Here is a 20,819-nt window from a genome sequence, read left to right on the forward strand (position 1 = left end):
CGTCCGGGCGGCACGAGGTCGCTGTGCGTGTGCGATGTTCGCGGCGGGTGGACGGCGGGCGGTGGTCCGACGGTGTCGGCGGGACGTAGGTTCGGGTTCGTGATGATCACGGGCGAGGCGGGTGTGCGGTTCGTGGCGGCACCCCCGGCGCGGGGTGGCCGGCGGCTGGTCGTGGTGTGGCACCTGCTGGGCGAGCCGGGGACACCGGAGGCCATGGCGGAGGCGTTGCCGCTGACCGGTGTGGACGCGTGGCGGCTGTACGCGGCGCTGCCGGCGTGGGGCGAGGGCCCGGATCCGGTGGCCGACGGGTACGCGGCGATGGTGGAGTCGGCGGTGGCCGCGATGCCCGCCCTGGTGGAGGCGGCGCGGGACCGGTTGGGGTGTGACGACGGGCCGGTGGACCTGGTCGGCGGTTCGGCGGGCGGGCACGTCTGCCTGGTCACGGCCGCGCGGGACGTGGTGGCGGTGCGGCGGGTGGACGTGCCGCTGCTGGTGGTGCGCGGCGAGGGGGAGTACGCGGCGTTCCGGCCGGTGCAGGCGGCGTTGTGCGCGGCGGTGCCGGGCGCGCGGCTGGTGGACGTGCCCGGCCTGGCGCACATGCTGGTGGCAGCGCGGGACGTGGTGGACGCGGAGGTGACGGCGTGGCTGGCCTGATCGTGGTCACGGGCGGGAGCCGGGGCATCGGCGCGGCGGTGGTGCGACGGGTCGCGGCCGACGGGCACCGGGTGGTGATCGGCTACCGGGCCGCTGCCGGGGAGGCGCAGGCGCTGGCGCGCGAGGTGGGCGGTGTCGCGGTGCGGGCGGAGGTGTCCGACGAGGCCGACGTGGACGCCCTGTTCGACACCGCGGCCGGGCTGGGGCAGGTGACGGGGGTGGTGATCAACGCGGGCGTCACCAGCCCGGTGGGGCCGCTGGCGCGGCTGCGGACCGAGGACCTGCGCCGGGTGATCGACGTCAACGTGGTGGGCGCGTTGCTGTGCGCGCGGCGGGCGGCGCGGGACCTGGTGGCGGGCGGGTCGATCGTGTCGCTGTCGTCGGCGGCGGCCACGACGGGGTCGCCGGGCGAGTACGTGCACTACGCGGCGAGCAAGGCGGCGGTGGACGCGATGACCGTGGGCCTGGCCAAGGAGCTGGGGCCGCGGGGGATCCGGGTGAACGCGGTGGCGGCCGGGACCGTCCGCACCGCGATCCACGAGCTGTCGGGGGTGCCGGCCCGGCCCGACCGGGTGGCCTCGACCATCCCGCTGGGCCGGCCCGGCGAGCCGGCGGAGATCGCGGAGGCGGTGGCGTGGCTGCTGGGCGACGCCGCGTCGTTCACGACCGGCGCGGTGCTGCGGGTAGCCGGGGGGCTGTGAGCACGCGGGGTCCGTCCTCGGTGACGGCGACGGTGTGCTCGACGTGGGCGGCACGGCTGCCGTCGACGGTGTGCAGGGCCCAGCCGTCCTCGGCGGCGTAGTAGGCGTCGCCTCCGCCCGCGTGGAACATCGGCTCGATGGCGATGGCCATGCCGGGACGCAGGGTGAGACCGCGACCGGGCCTGCCCTCGTTGGGCACGCCCGGCGCCTCGTGCATGGCGCGGCCGATGCCGTGGCCGCCGAAGTCGGCGGGCATGCCGTAGCCGGCGGCGCGGCCGATCACACCGATGGCGTGGGAGACGTCGCCGATGCGCGCGCCGGGCACGGCCGCGGCGATCCCGGCCTCCAGGGCGCGCCGGGCGGTGTCGATCAGCCGCAGGTCGGCGGGGTCGGCCCGGCCGACGACGAAGCTGACCGCGGAGTCGCCGTGCCAGCCGTCGAGGTGGGCGCCGCAGTCGATGCTGACCAGGTCGCCGTCGCGCAGCCGGTAGCCGTCGGGGATGCCGTGCACGATGAGGTCGTTGACCGACGCGCAGATGACGCCGGGGAACGGGGTGGGCGCGAACGACGGGCGGTAGTGCAGGAACGACGACCCGGCGCCCGCGTCGCGGATGACCTGGTGGGCGACCTCGTCCAGCTCCAGCAGGGAGACCCCGACCTCGGCGTGGTCGCGCACCGCGGCCAGCGCGTCGGCCACCACGACTCCGGCGGCGCGCATGGCGTCCAACTCGCCGGGGCTCTTCAACTCGATCACCACATGCTCCCTACCGTGATAGTTATACCGGTATTACTATCACAGCATGGTGCGACAGCCACTCACCCAGTCCGACCGCGACCGCGGCGAACGCCTCGGCGGGCTCCTGCGCGACGCCCGGGGCGGACGCAGCATGGTGGAGGTGGCCGCCGCCGCCGGGATCTCGGTGGAGACGCTGCGCAAGATCGAACGCGGCCGGGTGCCCACGCCCGCGTTCTTCACCGTGGCCGCCCTGTGCGAGGCGGTCGGGTTGTCCATGGACGGGCTGTCGCGGGCCTTGGAGCCGCAGAGGCTCACCGCCTAGTGGCCCGACCCCACCAACCCGGACCCGGGGAACCCGACGTGGGGGAGACCGACCACGCGGCGTTCATCCGCTCCGTCACCACCCCGCGCCCGGTGCCGCTGACACCCGGGATCGCGCTGCACACCGCCGACGACGTCATCGCCCTGTGGCAGCGCACCGGGTCGCCGGAACCACCGTTCTGGGCGTTCCCCTGGGCGGGCGGCCAAGCCCTGGCCCGCTACGTGCTCGACCACCCCGACCTGGTCACCCGCCGCCACGTGCTCGACCTGGCCTCGGGCTCCGGACTCGTCGCCGTCGCCGCGGCCCGCGCCGGCGGCCTGGTCACCGCCAACGACGTCGACCCGGTCGCGGCCACGGCGATCGCCCTCAACGCCCGCGCCAACGACGTCACCCTCACGATCACACCCGGCGACCTGCTCGACACCACCCCCGACACCGACGTGCTGCTGGCCGGCGACGTGTTCTACGACCGCGACATGGCCGCCCGGGTCGAACCATTCCTCCTGGCCGCCCACCGCCGCGGCACGCTCGTCCTCGTGGGCGACCCGAGCCGGTCGTTCATGCCCCGCGGCTGGACCCGCGTCGACGCCTTCCCCGTGCCGGTACCCCCGGACCTGGAAGGCGTCACCGTCAGGACGACCACCGTCTGGCGCCCCTGACGGACCTACCGCCGCGCGAACCGGTCCGTCGCCGCCACCACCGCCTCACCCATACCCGGGTCCGACACCGCGTGCGACGCACCCTGCACCACCACCAACTCCGCGTCCGGCCACGCCCGGTCCAACTCCCACGCCGTCCACAACGGACCCTGCAAGTCCAACCGGCCGTGCACCAGGATCGCCGGAATACCCCGCAACCGCCCCACGTCCCGCATCACCTCACCGTCCGCCAACCACACCCGGTGCCGGAAGTAGTGCGCGCACAACCGCGCGAACGCCATCCGCCACGCCGGATCGGCCATCCGCGGCCCCGGCCGGTACTCCGGGTCCAACGACACGATCGACGACTCCCAGTCCGTCCAATCCGTCGCCGCCTTCTCCCGCACCACCGGATCCGGGTCGTTGAGCAACGCGTCGTAGGCCGCCACCAGATCCGTCGCACCCTCACCCGCACCCGCCCGGAACCTCGACCACTCCTCCGGGAACAACACACCCAACCCGTGGTACAGCCAGTCCAACTCGGCGTACCGGCTCGTGGTCACCGCCACCAGCACGATCTCCGTCACCCGCTCCGGGAACGACTGCGCGTACCGCAACCCCAACGTCGAACCCCACGACCCGCCGAACACCATCCACCGCTCGACACCCACGTGCTCCCGCAACCGCTCGATGTCGGCCACCAGGTGCGCCGTCGTGTTCACCGACAGATCCGTCGAGTACACGCTCGCGTGCGGCACGCTGCGCCCACTGCCACGCTGGTCGAACAACACGATCCGATAGGCCTCCGGATCGAACTGGCGCGCCATGGTGGGGGAGCAGCCCGTACCCGGCCCACCGTGCAGGCACACCACCGGCTTCCCCTCCGGGTTGCCGCACACCTCCCAGTACACGAGGTTGCCGTCACCGACGTCCAACATCCCGTGCTCGTACGGCTCGATCTCCGGGTACATCACCCCTCCTCACGAAAACAACAGCACTGTTACATTAGGGGAGTGGACCACACACCCGCCGGCCAATTCCTCGGCACCCGCCTGCGCCACCTGCTCGACCTGCTCGAAAGCGACCTCACCCGCGTCTACACCGACCTCGGCCTACCGGGCTTCCGCCCCCGCTACACCCCGATCATCCACCTCGTCCACCGCAACGGACCCCACTCCATCCGCGACCTCGCCGACACCATCGGCGTCACCCACTCCGCCATCAGCCAGACCGTCAACCAGATGCGCCGCGACGGCCTGGTCGACCTCAAACCCGGCGACGACGCCCGCACCCGCATCGTCCACCTCACCGACCGCGCCCGCGCCATCCTCCCCACCCTCGACGCCGAGTGGACCGCCACCACCACCGCCGCCCACGACCTCGACGCCGAACTGCCCTACCCCCTCACCACCCTCGTCGACGCCACCCTCCGCGCACTGCGGGAAAAACCCATGCGCGACCGCATCCACCACCGCATGACCACCCCCGACACCTGACCAGACCCGGGGGAGCGTCACCGCCCCGCGTGCAACGCCACCAACTCCGCACCCAACCGCGCCAACTCCGCCCGCACCGCACCCGACTCCACCACCTCCACCAAGCCACCCCACCCCGCCAACACCTGCGCGATCATCAGGGGAGTGGTCGCCGACAACCGCAACCTCACCCGACCACCCACCTCCTCCACCACCTCGCACTGCCGCCCGAACTGATCACGCAACACGTGGGCGAACCGCGACTCCACCGACACCACCGCCGACACCGACCCCCGCCGCCGCTCCACCTCCGACACCACCCGCTCCCACGCCACCGACAGGTCGAACCCCGCCGGCCGCACGAACACCTCATCCGTCACCCGCGCCGACACCACCCGATCCACCCGGAACGTCCGCTCACCCGCCGCCGTACCCGCCACCAAGTACCAAACCTCGTCCTTGTCCACCAACCCCCACGGCTCCACCACCCGCTCCGACCGCACCCGCCCACGCCCCTCGTACACCAACACCACCCGCCGCCGACCCACCACCGCACCCTGCAACACCTCCACCAACTCCGGCCGCACCCGACCCACCCCACCCCAACCCGCCACATCCACCACCACCGCGTCCGCCGCCGCCAACGCACCCTCCCGGAACGTCTCCGGCAACGCCCGCACCAACTTCCGCAACGCCGCCCGCACCTCCGGCGACCCCGCCGCCGCAGGCCCCACCAACAAGAACAACGCCCGCGCCTCCGACGCCGTCAACCCGCTCAAATCCGTCCGCGCACGCCCCACCAACCGCCAACCACCACCACGCCCCGGCTGCGGGTACACCGGCACACCCGCCGCCGACAACGCCTCCAGATCCCGACGCGCCGTCGCCACCGACACCTCCAACTCACCCGCCAGCTCCGCCGCCGTCACCCGCCCCCGCGCCTGCATCAACAACAGGACAGCCACCAACCGGTCCGCACGCATGCACCCATCCTCGCCCCAAAAGTGCTCACTCGGTGAGCACTTTGACCGCCAAAGTAGGGGACACCAGACCACCCACGAAAGAGGAACCCATGCTCCGCGGACTCACCACCACCAGCTTCTTCGCCGACGACCTCGACGCCGCGGCCACCTGGTACACCCAGCTGTTCGGCATCGAGCCCTACTTCACCGTCCCCGGCGGCTACATCGAGTTCCGCATCGGCGACTACGAACACGAGTTCGGCATCGTCAAGAGCGACTACGCACCCCACGACGTCCACACCGGCCCCGCCGGCGCCATCACCTACTGGGCCGTCGACGACCTCCACACCACCCTCGACCGCCTCACCCAACTCGGCGCCACACCCCACGACGCACCCAAGGTCCGCGGCGAGGGCTACGTCACCGCCAGCGTCATCGACCCCTTCGGCAACATCCTCGGCATCATGGCCAACACCCACTACCACGCCATCCTCGACCGCATGACCAACGCACCGCAGCCCGCGTAGTCCGGACGGTGCTCGGCGTCGGCGGCGGCCGCCGGGCCGAACGAGGAGCACGAGACCGTCCGACGATCTACTTAACATAATGTAGATTATCGGCGCTACGGAACGGTCGGTCGACAGGGGCCGGGGCACGGACCGTCCACACAGGTCCCACGCGTCGTTTCGCGTGCACGGCGCCACCGTCGATGACACACGGTCGGGTACGCGCCGACGGGACACGACAGCGTCACGCGGCCAAGGCCGGCGAGGCCCCGCCGGGTCGCAGGAGCTCTGCGGCGATGGCGGGGCCGGCCTGTCGGGTCCGTCTCCACCGCCATAGAAACGTCACAGTGACGGATCATGGGTGGTGTCAGCGGATGCAGCGGCGGCGTGCACGTCGGGTTCAGGTCAATGTCGATCAGCCCGTGTCCGGCCTGGCGTCGAGTTCCGGGCACACGTCAGCGGTCCAGGCGGCGGGACGAGCGCGTGGCGGTTGCGCGGTGCGCGTACGCGTTCCCAGGGGCTGAATCGGCCGGCGGCGGTGTTCGGGAGTGGCATCCCCCGGTCGGACCGGGAACCCCTTCCGGACCGCTGTTTGATGGATAATCGCCATTATCCATCAGTCATGGGTCGGCTGGTTGTCGGTGGTGTGCGGTATGAAGATCGACATGCTTGTGCTCGCCGCTCAGGAGTCGTTCTTCCTCGCTCGTCGGCCGCGGAAGGATTCGCCGCACACCACCGCGGCGTACCGGCGTGACCTGGCGGGTGTGATGGTGTTGTTGGCGGAGGTGGCCGCCACTCCCCCGGACCGGTTGACGATGTCGGACCTGACGGCGCGCAACCTGCGTGCGGCGTTCGGGGTGTTCGCGGATTCGCACGCGAAGTCGTCGGTGTTGCGGGCGTGGTCGACGTGGAACCAGTTCCTGACGTTCTGCGTGGCGGAGGAGTTGGTGGCGGGCAATCCGATGGGTGCGGTGGCGCGGCCGAAGACCCCTCCCCTGGTGCCGAAGCCGTTGCGGGGTGAGGACACGCCGGAGCGGTTGTTGACGGCGGCGGCGGAGGGTGCGCGGCGGGGTCGTGATCCGTGGCCGGAGCGGGATGTGGTGGTGTTGGCGTTGGGTTTGGTGGCGGGGTTGCGGTCGGCGGAGATGCGGACGTTGACGCTGGCGTCGGTGGTGGGTCGGCCTGGTGAGCGTCGGTTGCACGTGGCGGGCAAGGGGAACCGGGATCGGTCGGTGCCGATCGAGCCGGCGATGGACCGGATCATCGAGCAGTACCTGGCGTCGTGTCGGCGGCGGTTCCCGCAGGGTCGGTTCGATCGAGGTTCGGCGTTGTTGCGTGATCGGCATGGTGAGCCGATCGGGCGTGGTGGGTTGGAGTACTTGGTGCGGTCGTGCTTCCGGTGGGCGGGGTTGCACGACCGGGTGCCGTCGGGTGCGAATCTGCACGCGTTGCGGCACACGTTCGCGACGCGGTTGGCGGAGGACGGTGCGTCGGCGTCGGAGATCATGGCGTTGTTGGGTCATGCGTCGTTGGCGACGTCGCAGAACTACATCGAGGCGACGGCGCGGGAGCGGCGGGCGGCGGTGGCGGGCAATCGGACGTATGCGTCGTTGGCGCGGTTGCCGCGGCGGGAGTAGTGGTGCGGGGTGGGTTGGGCTGTGCGGGTGACTTGGGTGAGTCGATGTTCGCACGGGTGTACGCAGGGGTTATGAGGGCTTTGTGGCGTGGTTCGGTGTCGTTCGGTCTGGTGGTGTTCCCGGTGCGGTTGTTCGGGGCGACGCGGGATCGGGGTGTGCGGTTGCACGAGGTGCATCGGGTGGATGGTGGTCGGTTGCGGCATCGGCGGGTGTGTTCGGTGTGTGGTGCGGGGGTGGAGTTGTCGGAGGTGGGTAAGGGTTACGTGTTGCCGGATGGGCGGTTGGTGGTGTTGGGGGCGGAGGATGTGGCGGGTTTGTCGGCGGGGGTGGAGCGGACGATCGAGGTGGTGCAGTTCGTGGGTGCGGGTGAGGTGGATCCGTTGTTGTTGGGTCGGGGTTATTTCGTCGAGCCGGAGCGGGTGGCGGTGGGGTCTTATGTGGTGTTGCGGGATGTGTTGGTGCGGTTGTCGCGGGTGGCGGTGGTGAGGGTGGGTTTGCGGGGTCGGGAGGTGTTGGGTGTGTTGCGGCCTCGGGGTGGGGTGTTGGTGTTGCAGACGTTGGTGTGGCCGGATGAGGTGCGGGAGCCGGGTTTCGACCTGTCGGGTGTGGTGTCGGGTGGGGTCGAGGTGGGGGTGGCGGAGGTGTTGGTGGAGTCGATGACGGCGCCGTTCGACGGGTCGGTGTTCCGGGATGGGTATCGGGAGGCGTTGGGTGGGTTGATCGAGGCGAGGGCGGCGGGCGGGGCGGTGGTGCCGGTGGCGCGGGCGCCGGAGGAGACGGGTGGTGGGGTGGATCTGTTGGGTGCGTTGCGGCGGAGTGTGGAGCGGGTGCGGTCGGGGCGGTTGTGGCGTGAGGGTGGTTGAGGTCGCTCCCCTGGTGTGGGGGTGCCTCTGTGGTGGTGGGGGGAGGTGGATTGTTAGTCCGTTCGGGTGACGTGTTGGTGCGGATCGTGCTGTTCGCGGGTAGTCACGTGGCATGAGGTCCGTGTGGCGTGGGGCGATCTCCTTCGGGTTGGTGACGATCGGTGTCCGGTTGTACACGGCCACGGAGGAGCACGACTTCCGGTTCCACCAGGTGCACCGGGAGGATGGTGGGCGCGTCCGGTACAAGCGGGTGTGTCAGGTGTGCGGTGAGGAGGTCGCGTACGCCGACATCGCGAAGGGGTACGAGCTGGACGACGGTCGGGTCGTGGTGATGGATGCCGAGGACTTCGACAAGTTGCCGATCAACACGGATCATGCGATCGACGTGGTGGAGTTCGTGCCGGTCGAGGAAGTGGATCCGATTTATTTTCAGAAGTCCTATTATTTGGAGCCGGACAAGGCGGCGACGCGTCCGTATGTGTTGCTTCGGACCGCTTTGGAGCGCAGTGGGCAGCTCGCGGTGGTGAAGATCACGATTCGTCAGCGGGAGACGTTGGCGTTGTTGCGGGCGCGTGAGGATTTGTTGGTGATGCACACGATGTTGTGGCCGGATGAGGTGCGGAAGCCGGATTTCGAGTTTTTGGGTGCGGATGTGGAGGTTCGGCCGCAGGAGTTGAAGATGGCGTCGTCGTTGGTGGACAGCATGGCCGGGTCGTTTGATCCGGGTGATTTTTCGGATGATTACACCGAGGCGATGCAGAAGGTGATCGAGGCGAAGGCGGAGGGTGCGGAGTTGCCGGAGCGGCCTGAGGTGGAGCAGGCGGGTGAGGTGATCGATCTGATGACGGCGTTGGAGCGGAGTGTGGAGCAGGCGAAGTCGGCGCGGGGTGGGAAGTCGGCGGGTCGCAAGCCTGCGGCGAAGAAGGCGGCCGCGGGTTCGTCGTCGGCTTCGGGTTCGTCGTCGTCGAGGAAGGTTCCGGCGAAGAAGAAGGCGAAGCCCGCCTGAGGCGGGGCGGCGTGGGATGGGTGGGGATCTTTCGGAGTACCGGCGCAAGCGGGATCCGGGGCGGACGCCGGAGCCGGTGCCGGGTGGTGACGCGGTGCTGCCGCGTGGTGGTGATGACACGTTCGTGATCCAGGAGCATCACGCGTCGCGGTTGCACTGGGATGTGCGGTTGGAGCGGGGTGGGGTGTTGGTGTCGTGGGCGGTGCCGAAGGGGTTGCCGTCGGAGCCGGGGACGATCCGGTTGGCGGTGCGGACCGAGGATCACCCGTTGGAGTACGCGTCGTTCTCGGGGGTGATCCCGAAGGGCGAGTACGGCGCGGGTCGGATGGTGATTTGGGATCGTGGCCGGTACGAGACGGTGAAGTGGTCGGACCGCGAGGTGGACGTGGTGTTGCACGGTTCGCGGGTGGAGGGTGAGTTCGTGTTCTTCCGGCGGGATGCCGCGGGTGGGAAGGACTGGATGGTGCGGCGGCGGCACGAGGCGGTGCGTCCGGGGTGGGTGGCGTTGCCGGAGTCGGTGTCGCCGATGTTGGCGACGCCGGCGGCGGGGTTGCCGGGGCCTGAGTCGGAGTGGGCGTTCGAGTTCAAGTGGGACGGGGTGCGGGCGGTGGCGCGGGTGGAGGGTGGTCGGGTGCGGTTGACGAGTCGGTTGGGCAATGACGTGACGGGGACGTATCCGGAGTTGCAGGGGTTGGGTGCGCAGTTGGGTGCGACGGAGGTGTTGTTGGACGGGGAGATCGTGGCGTTGCGGGGTGGGCGGCCGAGTTTCGGGGCGTTGCAGCGGCGGATGCACGCGTCGGCGGCGCAGGCGCGTGGGTTGGTGGCGGGGACGCCGGTGACGTTCCTGGTGTTCGACGTGTTGCACCTGGACGGGTCGCCCACGGTGGGGTTGCCGTATGTGCGGCGTCGGGAGTTGTTGGAGGGGTTGGGGTTGCGGGGGGCGCATTGGTTGACGCCGAAGGCGTTCCCGGGTGCGGGTGCGGCGGTGTTGGCGGCGAGTCGGGAGCAGGGGTTGGAGGGGGTGGTGGCGAAGCGGCTGGATTCGCGGTATGTGCCGGGTCGGCGGTCGCCGCAGTGGGTGAAGGTGACGTCGGTGGTGACGCAGGAGGTGGTGGTCGGGGGGTGGCGGCCGGGTGTGGGCAAGCGGGAGGGGGTGGTGGGGTCGTTGTTGTTGGGGATCCCGGGTGAGGGTGGGTTGGTGTTCGTGGGGTCGGTGGGTACGGGGTTCGACGGGGCGGAGTTGGAGCGGTTGACGGCGCGGTTGTCGTCGTTGGGGGTGGAGGGGTCGCCGTTCGTGTCGGGGGTGCCGCGGGAGCGGGCGCGGGGTGCGCGGTGGGTGCGTCCGGTGTTGGTGGGTGAAGTGGCGTACCGGCAGTGGACGGCGGACGGGCGGATGCGGTTCCCGACGTGGCGGGGGTTGCGGCCGGATCGGGTGCCCGGGGAGGTGCGGCGTGGTGACGGCTGACGCGGTGGTGGCGGTGGAGGGTCGTCGGTTGAGGCTGACGAACCTGGACAAGGTGTTGTACCCGGAGGTGGGGTTCACGAAGGCGGAGGTGATCGACTACTACACGCGGATCGCGCCGGTGCTGTTGCCGCACGTGGCGGGGCGGCCGATGACGGTGCGGCGGTATCCGAACGGGGTGGACGGGAAGTCGTTCTTCGAGAAGAACGCGCCGTCGCACGCGCCTGACTGGGTGCGGACGGTGCGGGTGGAGACGCCGGGGTCGTCGCGGGGTGCGGAGTACGCGGACTTCGTGGTGGTGGACGACCTGGCGACGTTGGTGTGGTTGGCGAACCTGGCGGCGTTGGAGTTGCACGTGCCGCAGTGGTCGGTGGGTGCGCGGGGTGGGCGGCACTCCCCTGATCTGGTGGTGTTCGACCTGGATCCGGGTGAGCCGGCGACGGTGGTGGAGTGTTGCCGGGTGGCGTGCCGGGTGCGGGAGGTGTTGGTGGGTGACGGGTTGTCGCCGATGGTGAAGACGTCGGGGTCGAAGGGGTTGCAGGTGTACGCGGCGGTGTCGGTGTCGTCGGCGGAGCGGACGTCGGAGTACGCGAGGGGGGTGGCGCAGCGGTTGGCGGGTGAGTCGCCGGACGAGGTGGTGTGGCGGATGGCGAAGGCGCAGCGGACGGGGAAGGTGTTGATCGACTGGTCGCAGAACAACCCGGCGAAGACGACGGTGGCGCCGTACTCGTTGCGGGCGCGGGCGCGTCCGTCGGTGTCGACGCCGGTGTCGTGGGCGGAGGTGGAGGCGTGTCGGGTGGTGGAGGACCTGGTGTTCCTGGCCGACGAGGTGCGGGAGCGGGTGGGGTCGGTGGGTGATCTGTTCTCGGTGGGAAAGCCGTCGCCGTTGCCGCGCTGATCGTTTTATCCTGGCCTGTCGGGCTGTGCCTGGTCGGGAGGGAGCGGGTCGTGGGGTTGTCGGAGGACGAGATCCGGGCGGCGCACGTGGGTGAGGCGCCGCGGTTGGCCGGTCGGGTGGTGTTGGTGGAGTACGACCCGGCGTGGCCGGGGTTGTACGAGCGGGAGGCGGCGCGGATCCGGGGTGCGTTGGGTGGGGTGGTGGTGGGGTTGGAGCACGCGGGGTCGACGTCGGTGCCGGGGTTGGCGGCGAAGCCGGTGGTGGACGTGGTGTTGACGGTCGCGGATTCGGCGGACGAGGTGTCGTACGTGCCGGCGTTGGAGGCGGCGGGGTACGTGTTGGTGGTGCGTGAGCCGGAGTGGTTCGAGCACCGGATGTTCAAGGGGCCGGACACGAACGTGAACCTGCACGTGTTCACCGCGGGTGAGCCGGAGGTGGGGCGGATGTTGGCGTTCCGGGACCGGTTGCGGGCCTCGGTGGCGGATCGGGAGTTGTACGAGCGGGTGAAGCGGGAGTTGGCGGCGCGGGAGTGGACGTACGTGCAGCAGTACGCGGACGCGAAGGCCGCGGTGGTGGCCGAGATCCTGGGTCGCGCCTGACCGTCCTGTCCCCCGCGTCCCAAGGTCCCGGGGTCCGGTGGGTGGGGTCGGGTCAGGGGGTCGGGAAGGATCGCAGGTGTTCGACCAGGAAGTCGGGGTCGTCCAGCCACGGGAAGTGGCCGGCGCGGGGTTCTCCTAGGCTGGTGGTCATGCCGACCTTCGCCACCGCCGAGACCGTGTCCCGTGACGAGCTGGTCGCGTTCCTGCGGCCGCGTCACCGTGCCCTGCTGGTCACCGCCCGGGTCGACGGGCGGCCGCAGGTGTCGCCGGTGACGTGTGGTGTGGACGGCGAGGGGCGGGTCGTGGTGTCGACGTACCCGGGGCGGGCGAAGGCCCGCAACGCGCGGCGTGACGAGCGGGTGACGTTGTGCGTGTTGTCGGATGACTGGGACGGTCCGTACGTGCAGGTCGACGGGCGGGCGGAGGTGTTGGACCTGCCGGAGGCGGTGGAGCCGCTGGTGGAGTACTACCGGTGCATCGCCGGGGAGCACCCGGACTGGGACGAGTACCGGGAGGCGATGCGTCGGCAGGGCAAGTCGCTGATCCGCGTGACGATCGACCGGTGGGGTCCGGTGGCGACGGGTGGTTTCCCGCCCGAACTCGCTGACTGACCCTCTGGGGGTGCGGGTCAGGCGAGTGCCTGGCGGGTGGCGGCGCACCAGGTGCCGCCCCAGCCGGCCGGGTTCTCCAGCAGGGCGAACACCGCGCCGGCGGGGTCGGCGACGGCCGCGACGACGCCGGTGGGCACTTCCCGGGGGCCGATGAGGACGGTGCCGCCCATGTCGGTGGCCTCGGCGGCGGCCGCGGCGATGTCGGGCACGGCGAAGTAGCAGGTCCAGCCGCCGTCGGCGGTGAGGCGGCCGGCGACGGGGCGGCGGTCGTCGGCGACGGTGGCGTCGTAGAGGGTGAACTGGCCGCCGGGGTCGCGGACCTGCCAGCCGAGTTGGCCGGCCCAGTAGTCGTCGGCGTCGGCGTCGGCCATGAGCTCGACCCAGCACGGTTCGCCGGGGCGGGGTTGCGGTGCCCAGGGGCCGTGCAGCACGCGGCCCTGGTCGACGGCGGCGCCGCGGTCGAGGTCGCGGGCCTGCGGGCCGGCGAACACGACGTGCCAGCCGGGTTCGCCGGGTTGCACGCGGGTGGCGAGGCGGTCGCCGACCCAGCCGGTGAACGAGCCGTCGGGTTCGGCGATGATCACCCAGCCCAGCAGGTGGGCGTAGAACTCGGCGACGGGTTCGGGGTCGGTGGTGTTGAGCTCGACGCGGCGGACACCGCGTGCGGGGCTGTCGGGGGTACCGGGCACGGCGGTGACTTCCCATCGGGGCGGGCGGCGGGTGGTCGGGTGCGGGGTCGGGGCGGTGATCAGGAACGCGCCCCATCCTCCGCACCGGCCAGGCGTGGCGACAATGCGCCGTTCGGTGGCTGCGGCTGGGCCGGGAGGACCTGGGCCAGCGGTTGGGGGCGGCCCAGGTGGAATCCCTGGCCGACGCGGACGCCCAGCCGGGTGAGGGCCTCGACCTGGGCGGGGCGTTCGACCCACTCGGCGACGGCGGACAGCCCGAGTCCCTGGGCGATCTGCACGATGCCGGCGACGAGGACGGCGTCGGTGGAGCGTTCGTCGATGCCGCGCACGAACTCGCCGTCGATCTTGATGCCGGTGATGGGCAGGTGCTTGAGGTGGACGAAGGAGCCGAACCCGGAGCCGAAGTCGTCGAGGGTGATGCGGCAGCCGAAGCCGCGCAGCTGCAGCGCCAGGGCGCGGGCGGCGTCGAGGTTGGTGACCGCGGCGGTCTCGGTGATCTCCAGGCCGAGGCGGCCGGGCGCGACGCCCGCGGTGGCGAGCCGGTCCAGGACGAACCCGCCGAAGTCCTCGTCCTCCAGGGTGCGGCCGGAGATGTTGACGTTGAACCGCAGGGCGGGGTCGGGGTGGCCGACGAGGGCGTCGATGGCGGTGGACAGCACCCACCGGTCGATGTCGAGGACCAGGTCGGAGCGTTCGGCCTCGGGCAGGAACTCGGCCGGGCCGAGGTAGGGGTCCTGGCCGTCCTCCAGGCGCAGCAGCAGTTCGTGGCCGAGGGTCTTGCCGGTGGCCAGCTGCACCATGGGCATGGCGTGCAGGGCCAGGCCGCCGTGGTCCAGCGCGGCGCGCAGCCGGTCGAGCACGGAGACGCGTTTGGCGGTGTCGGCGTAGTGGCCCGGTTCGTAGACGGTGACGCGGTTGCGGCCGGCGGCCTTGGAGGCGTAGAGGGCGAGGTCGGCGTTGGCCAGGACGAGTTCCCAGGTGTCGCCGGGCCCGTACTCGGCGACGCCGGTGGACACGGTGACGCTGCGCGCGGCGCCGACCAGCGGCAGGGACGCCACGGCGTCGCGCAGCCCTTCGGCGACCCCGGCCGCCTCGGCGGAGGTGGCGCCGGGCAGCACGACCGCGAACTCGTCGCCGCCGAGCCTGCCGATGAGCTGCGACGCTGACAGCCGCGACCGCAGCGCGGCGGCCAGCACCTTCATCAGCCGGTCGCCGACGGCGTGGCCGCGCAGGTCGTTGACGTCCTTGAAGTTGTCCAGGTCCAGCAGCAGCATCGCGCCGGGCCCGCCGCCGGCGAGCTGCCGTTCCAGCTCGCGGGTGACCGCGCGCCGGTTGGCGAGCCCGGTGAGCGGGTCCTGCTCGGCCAGGGCGAGCAGTTCGTCGTGCACGCGGCGGGCGCGGGTGATGTCGTGGGCGGTGCCCAGCACCCGCAGCGGCGCGCCGTCCTCGTCGACGACGACCTCGCCGAAGCACTCGAACCACCGCTCGGTGCCCTTGTCTGCCAGGGTCATGCGGTGGGTGTAGGAGAACCCGGCGCCCGACCGCATGGCCTCCTCCAGGGTGGCCTGGATCATCGACAGGTCGTCGGGGTGCACGAGCGCGGCGTAGCGGTCGAAGTCCAGTTCGGTGTCGGGCGGGAACCCGAACATCTCCAGCAGCGTGTCCGACCACACCACCCGGTCCTCGGTGATGTGCCACTCCCAGGTGCCCATGCGGCCCAGCACCTGGGCGCGGCGCAGCGCGTCGGCCTCGTGGGTGGCCTCCAGCTCCCGGTCGCGCCACGCGGTGACGTCCACCACCCGGTACAGCAGCTGCTCCCCCGCGGCCGCGTCGGGTCCGGCGTCGGGGTGCAGGTGCTGGCAGGTGACCTCCAGCCAGCGGTGGCCCTTGCGGTAGGCGCTGGGTGTGAGCAGCGCCAGGCCCGAGCGGGGCCGTTCGGGTGCGCCGGGCAGTAGCGCGGGCAGCGACCGGCCGACCACGTGGTCCACCGGCACGCCCAGGATCTCGGCCAGCGCCGGGTTCACCCACGCCAGCGTGCCGTTCGCGTCGGTCACGCCGAAACCGACGTCGGCCCGGTCGAGCACCTCGCGGTGCAACGCACCGTTGCCGTTCACGCGCTCCTCCTCGCCCACCCGCGCGTCATGATGGTCGAGACCACAGGCGGTGGGCAAGCCGACACCGTTCAGCGCAACCGCTCCAGTCCGCGTGCGGTGTCGACCAGTTCCCCGGCCAGTCGCCGCAACTCCGACCCGTCGGCGCCGTCGGCGGCCGCGGTGGCGACGTCCTCGGCGGCGCACCTCAGCTGGAACAACCGGTCCTGCAGGTCGGCCAGCTCGCCGGCGGACAGCACGACGGCGTCCTCGGGCAGCCCGCCGCGCTGCACGGCGGCCCGCCGCTCGTAGGCGCGCTGCCGGCAGGGCTGCGCGCAGTACCGGCGTGGCCGGCCGATCCGGCCGCTGTCGGGCAGGCGGCGTCCGCACCAGGCGCAGTGCCTGGCTTCCTCACGGCGCGCCGCGACGGGCTCGGTCACCAGCTCCATGGCGCGCGACGGTATCCGGCTACCCACCGGTCACCGCAACGCCACGCCGCCAGGGCACACTCCGGGTGTGACCGCGAACCACCCGTACCTGTCCGGACCGCACCCCCGCGCGTTCGCCCACCGGGGCTGGCACCTCGACGAGTTGTCGGGGATGGAGAACTCGCTGGCCGCGTTCCGCCGCGCCGCCCGGGAGGGTTTCCGGTACCTGGAGACCGACGTGCACGCGACCTCCGACGGGGTCGTGGTGGTGCACCACGACGCGGTGCTGGACCGCACCACCGACGCGACGGGGCCGGTGGCGGCGCAGCCGTGGTCGGCGGTGCGGGCGGCCAACGTGGGCGGGCGGGAGCCGATCGCGCGGTTGGAGGACCTGCTGGAGGACCTGCCGGAGGCGTTGGTCAACATCGACGTGAAGGCCGACTCGGCGGTGGTGCCGGTGCTGGAGGTGCTGCGCCGGGCGAACGCGCTGCACCGGGTGTGCCTGGCGTCGTTCTCGGAGCGGCGGCTGGCGCGGCTGCGCAGGTTGGGCGGCCCGGGGTTGCTGACGTCGATGGGGCCGCGGTCGGCGGGCGCGCTGTGGGCGGCGGGGCGGGTGCCGCTGGTGGGGCTGCCGGTGCGGGGCATGGTGGCGCAGGTGCCGGTGAACCAGGGCAGGCTGCTGGTGGTCGACGGCCGGTTCGTGCGCGCGGCGCACCGCCGGGGCCTGGAGGTGCACGTGTGGACCATCGACGACGAGGCGCGGATGCGGGGGCTGCTCGACCTGGGCGTGGACGGTCTGGTCACCGACCGGCCCGACCGGTTGCGCGACGTGCTGATCGACCGGCGGGCGTGGGCGAGCGGCTGACACCCCTCGCCGCCGGCCGGGTCGCGTGGCGTGCGGGAGACCGGTTGGCAACAGCTTGGCGGTGATCACCACCAACGGGTGGCCCGCGATATACAGTCCGCCCCCATGAGCGTGGCCGACAGCACCGCACCCGCCGTGGACCGCAGGCGGGAACAGCGCGGATGGATCTGGTACGACTGGGCGAACTCGGTGTTCCCGACCTCGGTCATCACCGTGTTCCTCTCCCGCTACCTGACGGCGGTGGCTTCGGAGGCCGCCCGTGCCGACACCGCCCGCAACGGCCCGAACGCCTGCGCCGACGGCGCGCTGGACCGCTGCGACGTCTCGCTGTTCGGCCTGCACTTCCCCGCCGGGTCGCTGTTCGGCTACCTGGTGGCGTTCGCGACGATCGTGCAGGTGGTGGTGCTGCCGGTGATGGGTGCCATCGCCGACCGCACGCAGAACAAGCGCCGGATGCTCGGCGTCCTGGCGTTCACCGGGTCCGTCGCCACCGCCGCCCTGGCCGCGGTGGGCGGCGACGACTGGCACCTGGGCGTGGTGCTGTTCGTGCTGGCCAACATCTGCTACGGCGCGTCGGTCGTCGTCTACTACGCGTTCCTGCCCGAGATCGCCTCCCCCGACGAACGCGACGCGGTGTCCTCCCGCGGCTGGGCGTTCGGCTACCTGGGCGGAGGTCTCGCGCTGGTGGTGCAACTGGGGCTGTTCCTGGGCCACGACGCGGTCGGGGTGAGTGAGAGCGCGGCGGTGCGGATCGGGTTCGTGATCTCGGGCCTGTGGTGGGCCGGGTTCACCCTGATCCCGCTGGCCCGGCTCAAGCGGCACCAGCCGCCGCACGGCACGGAGTCCGGTGCGTCGGTGATCACCGCCGGGTTCTCCGAGCTGCGCCAGACCGCGCGGCAGGCCCGCATGTTCCCGCTCACCCTGGCATTCCTGGGCACCTACCTGATCTTCGCCGACGGCATCGCGACGGTCGCCAACGTCTCCGCCCAGTACGGCCGCGAGGAGCTGCGACTGGACGAGACGGTGCTGATCACCACGATCCTGATCGTGCAGTTCGTGGCGTTCTTCGGCGGCATGCTGCACGGCTGGGTGGCCCGCTGGTGGGGTGCCAAGCGCACGATCATGGCCAGCCTGTGCATGTGGATCGTGGTGGTCGGGGCGGCGTACTTCGTCCAGGCGGGCCAACAGGTCCAGTTCTACGGGCTCGCGGTGGGCATCGGGCTGGTGCTGGGCGGCACGAACGCGTTGTCGCGGTCGCTGTTCAGCCAGATGATCCCGCCCGGCCGGGAGGCGCAGTACTTCTCCCTCTACGAGGTCGGCGAACGGGCGTCGTCACCGCTGGGGATGGCGATGTTCGCGGCGGTCGGGCAGGCGACCGGCTCGTTCCGCCTGGCGATCATCTCGCTGGTCGCGTTCTTCGTCATCGGTCTCGTGCTGCTGATCTTCGTGCCGGTGCGCAAGGCGATCGTCGCCACCGGCAACCCGGTACCCGAGAAGGTGTGACCGACAGGACCCCGCCCGGGCAGTCGACCCGGGCGGGGTCCCGCCGTCACGCCGCGGGCACGGCCGCCCGGGCGGTCCACGGCCGGAACACCGCCACCGCGGCGGCGGCGATCAGCCACGCCGCGGACATCGTCCACGTCGACAGCGCCGGGGCGAACACCACCGACGCGACACCCCCGGCGAGCGCGACCGGCGCGATCGCCCACCACGACCGCGGCACGGGCGGCGCCTCCCGGTGGAAGGCCGCGACCACCGCCACGGCGGTCAGCAGCGCCGGGCCGTGCCACAGCAGCGTCCACCACGGCGGGAACCCCGCCGCCACCGACCACGCCGCCGGCACCAGCGACACCGCGCCCGCCAGCCCGCCGGCGACCCGGCCCCACGCGCGGCGGCCGGCGACCAGCGCCGCGAACGCCACCGCGGCCACCGCGTCGTACCACCAGCCGCCCACGTCGGGGGCGGGGCCTATCCGGGCGATCACCGTCCACGACTGCGCCGCGGACACCAGCTGCCCGAGCAGCCCGGTCAACGCCAGCACCCGCAGCACGGTCCCCGCCGCGCGCCGCGCGCCCAGCCGGACCCGCACCGCCAGCGCCACCGTCGCGCCCGTCTCGCCCCACCCCGGCCAGCCGTGCTCCAGGTCCGTGTCGTCGGTGCGGTCGGCCAGGAAGATGCCGACCATCTCCTCCTCGCGCTCGGCGCGGTACCAGGCGGGCAGCACCCGCAGCAGCGCCCGGTAGCGGCGTTCCAGGTTCGACCTCACAGCGCACCCCCCACCGCGCGGCTCACAGCGCGCCCCTCGCCCGCAGCACCGACGACGCGGCGCGCACGTTCGCCGACAGCCGCGACACCTCCGCCGACAACACCCGCACCCCGGCGTCGGTCAGCCGGTAGTAGCGCCGCAGCCGGCCCTGATGGACCTCCTCGCGGTCGCGCTCGGCCAGGCCCTCCGCGACCAACCGGTCCAGCGCCCCGTAGAGCGTGCCGACCTTCAGCCGCATCCGCCCTTCCGACAGCTCCTCCACCGCACGCACGATCGCGTACCCGTGCAATGGCTCCTCCGCCAACGCGGTGAGCACCAGGAACACCTGCTCCGACATACCTCTCACACCGCACGTTATACCGCTTCGCGATATATCTCGCCACTAAATCTGGATATCGGATGTCCAGGATCGGGGTAGGGTGTGACCGTGAAGATGGCCGAGGGCGTCGAGTGGGCCCTGCACTGCTGCCTGGACCTGGTGTGGGCGGGCGGCACCCCCGTCCCCTCCGCCCGCCTCGCCGCCCACCACGGCCTGCCCCCGGCCTACCTGACCAAGCAGCTGCAGGCGCTGGGTCGCGCCGGCATCGTCCGCTCCACGCCCGGCCCGCGCGGCGGCTACCTGCTCGACCGGCCACCGCACGCGGTGACCCTCATGGACGTGGTCACCGCGCTCGAAGGCGCCGACCCGGCGTTCCGCTGCACCGAGATCCGCGCGGGCGGCCCCCACACCACCCGCTGCGCCATCGACGCCGCCATGACCCGCGCCGAGCTGGCCTGGCGCCGTGAGCTCGCCGGCCGCACCCTCGCCGACCTCGACGCCGACGTGCGCCGCGCCGACCCCGACGCCCCCCGAGCCCGGCTCACGTCGGCCCCACCCGCCTGAACCCCCTCCCCGAGCCCGACCCATCCGAGCCGGCCCCATCCCGGGGACCCGGGCGGACCCGACCGGAAGGACGACCGACCGTGCCGCACACCCTGGTCAACCCCGACGGACTGCACGACCCCACCGGCTACGGCTACAGCCACCTCGCCGCCACCAGCGGCGACCTGGTGCTCGTGGCCGGCCAGTACGGCAGCGACCGCGACGGCCACGTCGTCTCCGACGACTTCGCCGAGCAGGTCGACCGCGCCTTCGCCAACCTCGGCACCGCGCTGCGCGCGGCGGGGCTCGACTACCACCACGTCGCCCGCCTGGGCACCTACGTCGTCGACCACGACGCCGACCGGCTCGCCGTGCTGGCCGACCGCGTCGGCCGGATCTGGGGCGACCGGCCACCCGCCCAGACGCTGCTCGGCGTCGCCACCCTCGCCCTGCCCGGGATGCTGTTCGAGGTCGACGCCGTCGCCGCACGCTGACGCCGTGCCCTCCCAGCCCGGACGCCCCGGGCCGGGAGGCACCCCGGCTCGCCAG

General features: G+C 72.0%; 25 protein-coding genes. 17 read left to right on the forward strand and 8 right to left on the reverse strand.

Translation table 11 applies throughout. The features are described 5' to 3' along the window. The first annotated feature begins 102 nt into the window (after window positions 1-102). On the forward strand, window positions 103-654 hold the full coding sequence (locus ACYVLT_RS01125; protein ID WP_461118553.1) for a hypothetical protein: 552 nt from the start codon (window positions 103-105) through the stop codon (window positions 652-654). Further along, window positions 642-1,355 (forward strand): SDR family oxidoreductase, encoded by a 714-nt coding sequence (locus ACYVLT_RS01130; RefSeq protein WP_461118160.1) that lies wholly within the window; start codon window positions 642-644, stop codon window positions 1,353-1,355. Before ACYVLT_RS01125 ends, ACYVLT_RS01130 begins: the two co-directional genes overlap by 13 nt. Here ACYVLT_RS01130 and map read toward each other — a convergent pair. Next, window positions 1,315-2,109 carry a type I methionyl aminopeptidase gene (gene map, locus ACYVLT_RS01135; protein WP_461118161.1) on the reverse strand — a complete coding sequence of 265 codons (795 nt, stop codon included), beginning with the start codon at window positions 2,107-2,109 and terminating at the stop codon, window positions 1,315-1,317. The two genes, ACYVLT_RS01130 and map, sit on opposite strands and share 41 nt — an antisense overlap. A gap of 46 nt (window positions 2,110-2,155) precedes the next feature. Here map and ACYVLT_RS01140 point away from each other — a divergent pair, with 46 nt between their 5' ends. Beyond that, window positions 2,156-2,413 (forward strand): helix-turn-helix domain-containing protein, encoded by a 258-nt coding sequence (locus ACYVLT_RS01140; RefSeq protein ID WP_461118162.1) that lies wholly within the window; start codon window positions 2,156-2,158, stop codon window positions 2,411-2,413. Between the two features lie 38 nt (window positions 2,414-2,451). Beyond that, complete coding sequence (locus ACYVLT_RS01145) at window positions 2,452-3,072, forward strand: class I SAM-dependent methyltransferase (RefSeq protein ID WP_461118163.1); 621 nt, start codon at window positions 2,452-2,454, stop codon at window positions 3,070-3,072. Between the two features lie 5 nt (window positions 3,073-3,077). Here the strand turns inward: ACYVLT_RS01145 and pip are convergent, their stop codons facing one another. Continuing rightward, window positions 3,078-4,022 (reverse strand): prolyl aminopeptidase, encoded by a 945-nt coding sequence (gene pip, locus ACYVLT_RS01150; protein WP_461118164.1) that lies wholly within the window; start codon window positions 4,020-4,022, stop codon window positions 3,078-3,080. Between the two features lie 42 nt (window positions 4,023-4,064). Between pip and ACYVLT_RS01155 the strand changes: the two genes are divergently transcribed. Continuing rightward, window positions 4,065-4,547: a MarR family winged helix-turn-helix transcriptional regulator gene (locus ACYVLT_RS01155; protein ID WP_461118165.1), complete on the forward strand. Its 483-nt coding sequence runs from the start codon at window positions 4,065-4,067 to the stop codon at window positions 4,545-4,547. A gap of 17 nt (window positions 4,548-4,564) precedes the next feature. Here ACYVLT_RS01155 and ACYVLT_RS01160 read toward each other — a convergent pair whose 3' ends face one another. Continuing rightward, the gene (locus ACYVLT_RS01160; RefSeq protein ID WP_461118166.1) at window positions 4,565-5,509 is read right to left on the reverse strand and encodes a helix-turn-helix transcriptional regulator; all 945 of its coding nucleotides are present in this window, start codon (window positions 5,507-5,509) and stop codon (window positions 4,565-4,567) included. An 89-nt stretch (window positions 5,510-5,598) separates the two neighbouring features. Between ACYVLT_RS01160 and ACYVLT_RS01165 the strand changes: the two genes are divergently transcribed. The 8 genes from ACYVLT_RS01165 to ACYVLT_RS01200 all read left to right on the forward strand — a co-directional run bounded on the left by ACYVLT_RS01165 (window position 5,599) and on the right by ACYVLT_RS01200 (window position 13,070). Continuing rightward, window positions 5,599-6,015: a VOC family protein gene (locus ACYVLT_RS01165; RefSeq protein WP_461118167.1), complete on the forward strand. Its 417-nt coding sequence runs from the start codon at window positions 5,599-5,601 to the stop codon at window positions 6,013-6,015. Window positions 6,016-6,647: 632 nt separating this feature from the next. Further along, the gene (locus ACYVLT_RS01170) at window positions 6,648-7,631 is read left to right on the forward strand and encodes a tyrosine-type recombinase/integrase (RefSeq protein ID WP_461118168.1); all 984 of its coding nucleotides are present in this window, start codon (window positions 6,648-6,650) and stop codon (window positions 7,629-7,631) included. Window positions 7,632-7,702: 71 nt separating this feature from the next. Beyond that, entirely contained in the window at window positions 7,703-8,494 is a 792-nt protein-coding gene (gene ku / locus ACYVLT_RS01175) for a non-homologous end joining protein Ku (RefSeq protein ID WP_461118169.1), read from the forward strand. 112 nt (window positions 8,495-8,606) lie between these two features. Further along, complete coding sequence (gene ku / locus ACYVLT_RS01180) at window positions 8,607-9,500, forward strand: non-homologous end joining protein Ku (RefSeq protein WP_461118170.1); 894 nt, start codon at window positions 8,607-8,609, stop codon at window positions 9,498-9,500. Between the two features lie 16 nt (window positions 9,501-9,516). Continuing rightward, window positions 9,517-10,965, forward strand: a complete 1,449-nt coding sequence (gene ligD / locus ACYVLT_RS01185; RefSeq protein WP_461118171.1) for a non-homologous end-joining DNA ligase — start codon at window positions 9,517-9,519, stop codon at window positions 10,963-10,965. After that, a complete protein-coding gene (ligD, locus tag ACYVLT_RS01190; protein ID WP_461118172.1) occupies window positions 10,952-11,860 on the forward strand; it encodes a non-homologous end-joining DNA ligase in 909 nt (302 codons plus the stop codon). Before ligD (ACYVLT_RS01185) ends, ligD (ACYVLT_RS01190) begins: the two co-directional genes overlap by 14 nt. Window positions 11,861-11,910: 50 nt before the next feature. Next, window positions 11,911-12,459: a GrpB family protein gene (locus ACYVLT_RS01195; protein ID WP_461118173.1), complete on the forward strand. Its 549-nt coding sequence runs from the start codon at window positions 11,911-11,913 to the stop codon at window positions 12,457-12,459. Window positions 12,460-12,608: 149 nt separating this feature from the next. Then, the gene (locus ACYVLT_RS01200) at window positions 12,609-13,070 is read left to right on the forward strand and encodes a PPOX class F420-dependent oxidoreductase (protein ID WP_461118174.1); all 462 of its coding nucleotides are present in this window, start codon (window positions 12,609-12,611) and stop codon (window positions 13,068-13,070) included. Window positions 13,071-13,087: 17 nt separating this feature from the next. On the opposite strand, the gene ACYVLT_RS01205 is transcribed toward ACYVLT_RS01200, so the two are convergent. From ACYVLT_RS01205 to ACYVLT_RS01215, 3 genes are all read right to left on the reverse strand, one after another. Continuing rightward, window positions 13,088-13,759 (reverse strand): VOC family protein, encoded by a 672-nt coding sequence (locus ACYVLT_RS01205; protein ID WP_461118175.1) that lies wholly within the window; start codon window positions 13,757-13,759, stop codon window positions 13,088-13,090. 59 nt (window positions 13,760-13,818) lie between these two features. Continuing rightward, window positions 13,819-15,873: a putative bifunctional diguanylate cyclase/phosphodiesterase gene (locus ACYVLT_RS01210; RefSeq protein WP_461118176.1), complete on the reverse strand. Its 2,055-nt coding sequence runs from the start codon at window positions 15,871-15,873 to the stop codon at window positions 13,819-13,821. Window positions 15,874-15,941: 68 nt separating this feature from the next. Next, on the reverse strand, window positions 15,942-16,298 hold the full coding sequence (locus tag ACYVLT_RS01215; RefSeq protein WP_360451669.1) for a hypothetical protein: 357 nt from the start codon (window positions 16,296-16,298) through the stop codon (window positions 15,942-15,944). A 67-nt stretch (window positions 16,299-16,365) separates the two neighbouring features. Here ACYVLT_RS01215 and ACYVLT_RS01220 point away from each other — a divergent pair, with 67 nt between their 5' ends. Continuing rightward, window positions 16,366-17,142 (forward strand): glycerophosphodiester phosphodiesterase, encoded by a 777-nt coding sequence (locus ACYVLT_RS01220; protein ID WP_461118177.1) that lies wholly within the window; start codon window positions 16,366-16,368, stop codon window positions 17,140-17,142. Window positions 17,143-17,247: 105 nt separating this feature from the next. Further along, window positions 17,248-18,645 (forward strand): MFS transporter, encoded by a 1,398-nt coding sequence (locus ACYVLT_RS01225; protein ID WP_461118178.1) that lies wholly within the window; start codon window positions 17,248-17,250, stop codon window positions 18,643-18,645. Between the two features lie 46 nt (window positions 18,646-18,691). Here ACYVLT_RS01225 and ACYVLT_RS01230 read toward each other — a convergent pair whose 3' ends face one another. Continuing rightward, window positions 18,692-19,408: a hypothetical protein gene (locus ACYVLT_RS01230; RefSeq protein ID WP_461118179.1), complete on the reverse strand. Its 717-nt coding sequence runs from the start codon at window positions 19,406-19,408 to the stop codon at window positions 18,692-18,694. Window positions 19,409-19,430: 22 nt separating this feature from the next. Beyond that, the gene (locus ACYVLT_RS01235) at window positions 19,431-19,745 is read right to left on the reverse strand and encodes a PadR family transcriptional regulator (RefSeq protein WP_461118180.1); all 315 of its coding nucleotides are present in this window, start codon (window positions 19,743-19,745) and stop codon (window positions 19,431-19,433) included. A 96-nt stretch (window positions 19,746-19,841) separates the two neighbouring features. On the opposite strand from ACYVLT_RS01235, the gene ACYVLT_RS01240 reads away from it, so the two are divergent. Further along, entirely contained in the window at window positions 19,842-20,291 is a 450-nt protein-coding gene (locus ACYVLT_RS01240) for an RrF2 family transcriptional regulator (protein WP_461118554.1), read from the forward strand. A gap of 80 nt (window positions 20,292-20,371) precedes the next feature. Beyond that, window positions 20,372-20,764 (forward strand): RidA family protein, encoded by a 393-nt coding sequence (locus tag ACYVLT_RS01245; RefSeq protein ID WP_461118181.1) that lies wholly within the window; start codon window positions 20,372-20,374, stop codon window positions 20,762-20,764. Window positions 20,765-20,819: the final 55 nt, after the last annotated feature.

Source organism: Saccharothrix stipae (assembly GCF_054781895.1).

What these genes read in the sequence shown, in the direction of transcription:
- ACYVLT_RS01125 (WP_461118553.1), top strand. Translation starts at nt 103, where the DNA reads ATGATCACGGGCGAGGCGGGTGTGCGGTTCGTGGCGGCACCCCCGGCG.
- ACYVLT_RS01140 (WP_461118162.1), top strand. Translation starts at nt 2,156, where the DNA reads ATGGTGCGACAGCCACTCACCCAGTCCGACCGCGACCGCGGCGAACGC.
- pip (WP_461118164.1), bottom strand. Translation starts at nt 4,022, where the DNA reads ATGTACCCGGAGATCGAGCCGTACGAGCACGGGATGTTGGACGTCGGT.
- ACYVLT_RS01160 (WP_461118166.1), bottom strand. Translation starts at nt 5,509, where the DNA reads ATGCGTGCGGACCGGTTGGTGGCTGTCCTGTTGTTGATGCAGGCGCGG.
- ACYVLT_RS01165 (WP_461118167.1), top strand. Translation starts at nt 5,599, where the DNA reads ATGCTCCGCGGACTCACCACCACCAGCTTCTTCGCCGACGACCTCGAC.
- ACYVLT_RS01170 (WP_461118168.1), top strand. Translation starts at nt 6,648, where the DNA reads ATGAAGATCGACATGCTTGTGCTCGCCGCTCAGGAGTCGTTCTTCCTC.
- ku (WP_461118169.1), top strand. Translation starts at nt 7,703, where the DNA reads ATGAGGGCTTTGTGGCGTGGTTCGGTGTCGTTCGGTCTGGTGGTGTTC.
- ku (WP_461118170.1), top strand. Translation starts at nt 8,607, where the DNA reads ATGAGGTCCGTGTGGCGTGGGGCGATCTCCTTCGGGTTGGTGACGATC.
- ligD (WP_461118171.1), top strand. Translation starts at nt 9,517, where the DNA reads ATGGGTGGGGATCTTTCGGAGTACCGGCGCAAGCGGGATCCGGGGCGG.
- ACYVLT_RS01200 (WP_461118174.1), top strand. Translation starts at nt 12,609, where the DNA reads ATGCCGACCTTCGCCACCGCCGAGACCGTGTCCCGTGACGAGCTGGTC.
- ACYVLT_RS01215 (WP_360451669.1), bottom strand. Translation starts at nt 16,298, where the DNA reads ATGGAGCTGGTGACCGAGCCCGTCGCGGCGCGCCGTGAGGAAGCCAGG.
- ACYVLT_RS01225 (WP_461118178.1), top strand. Translation starts at nt 17,248, where the DNA reads ATGAGCGTGGCCGACAGCACCGCACCCGCCGTGGACCGCAGGCGGGAA.
- ACYVLT_RS01235 (WP_461118180.1), bottom strand. Translation starts at nt 19,745, where the DNA reads ATGTCGGAGCAGGTGTTCCTGGTGCTCACCGCGTTGGCGGAGGAGCCA.
- ACYVLT_RS01240 (WP_461118554.1), top strand. Translation starts at nt 19,842, where the DNA reads ATGGCCGAGGGCGTCGAGTGGGCCCTGCACTGCTGCCTGGACCTGGTG.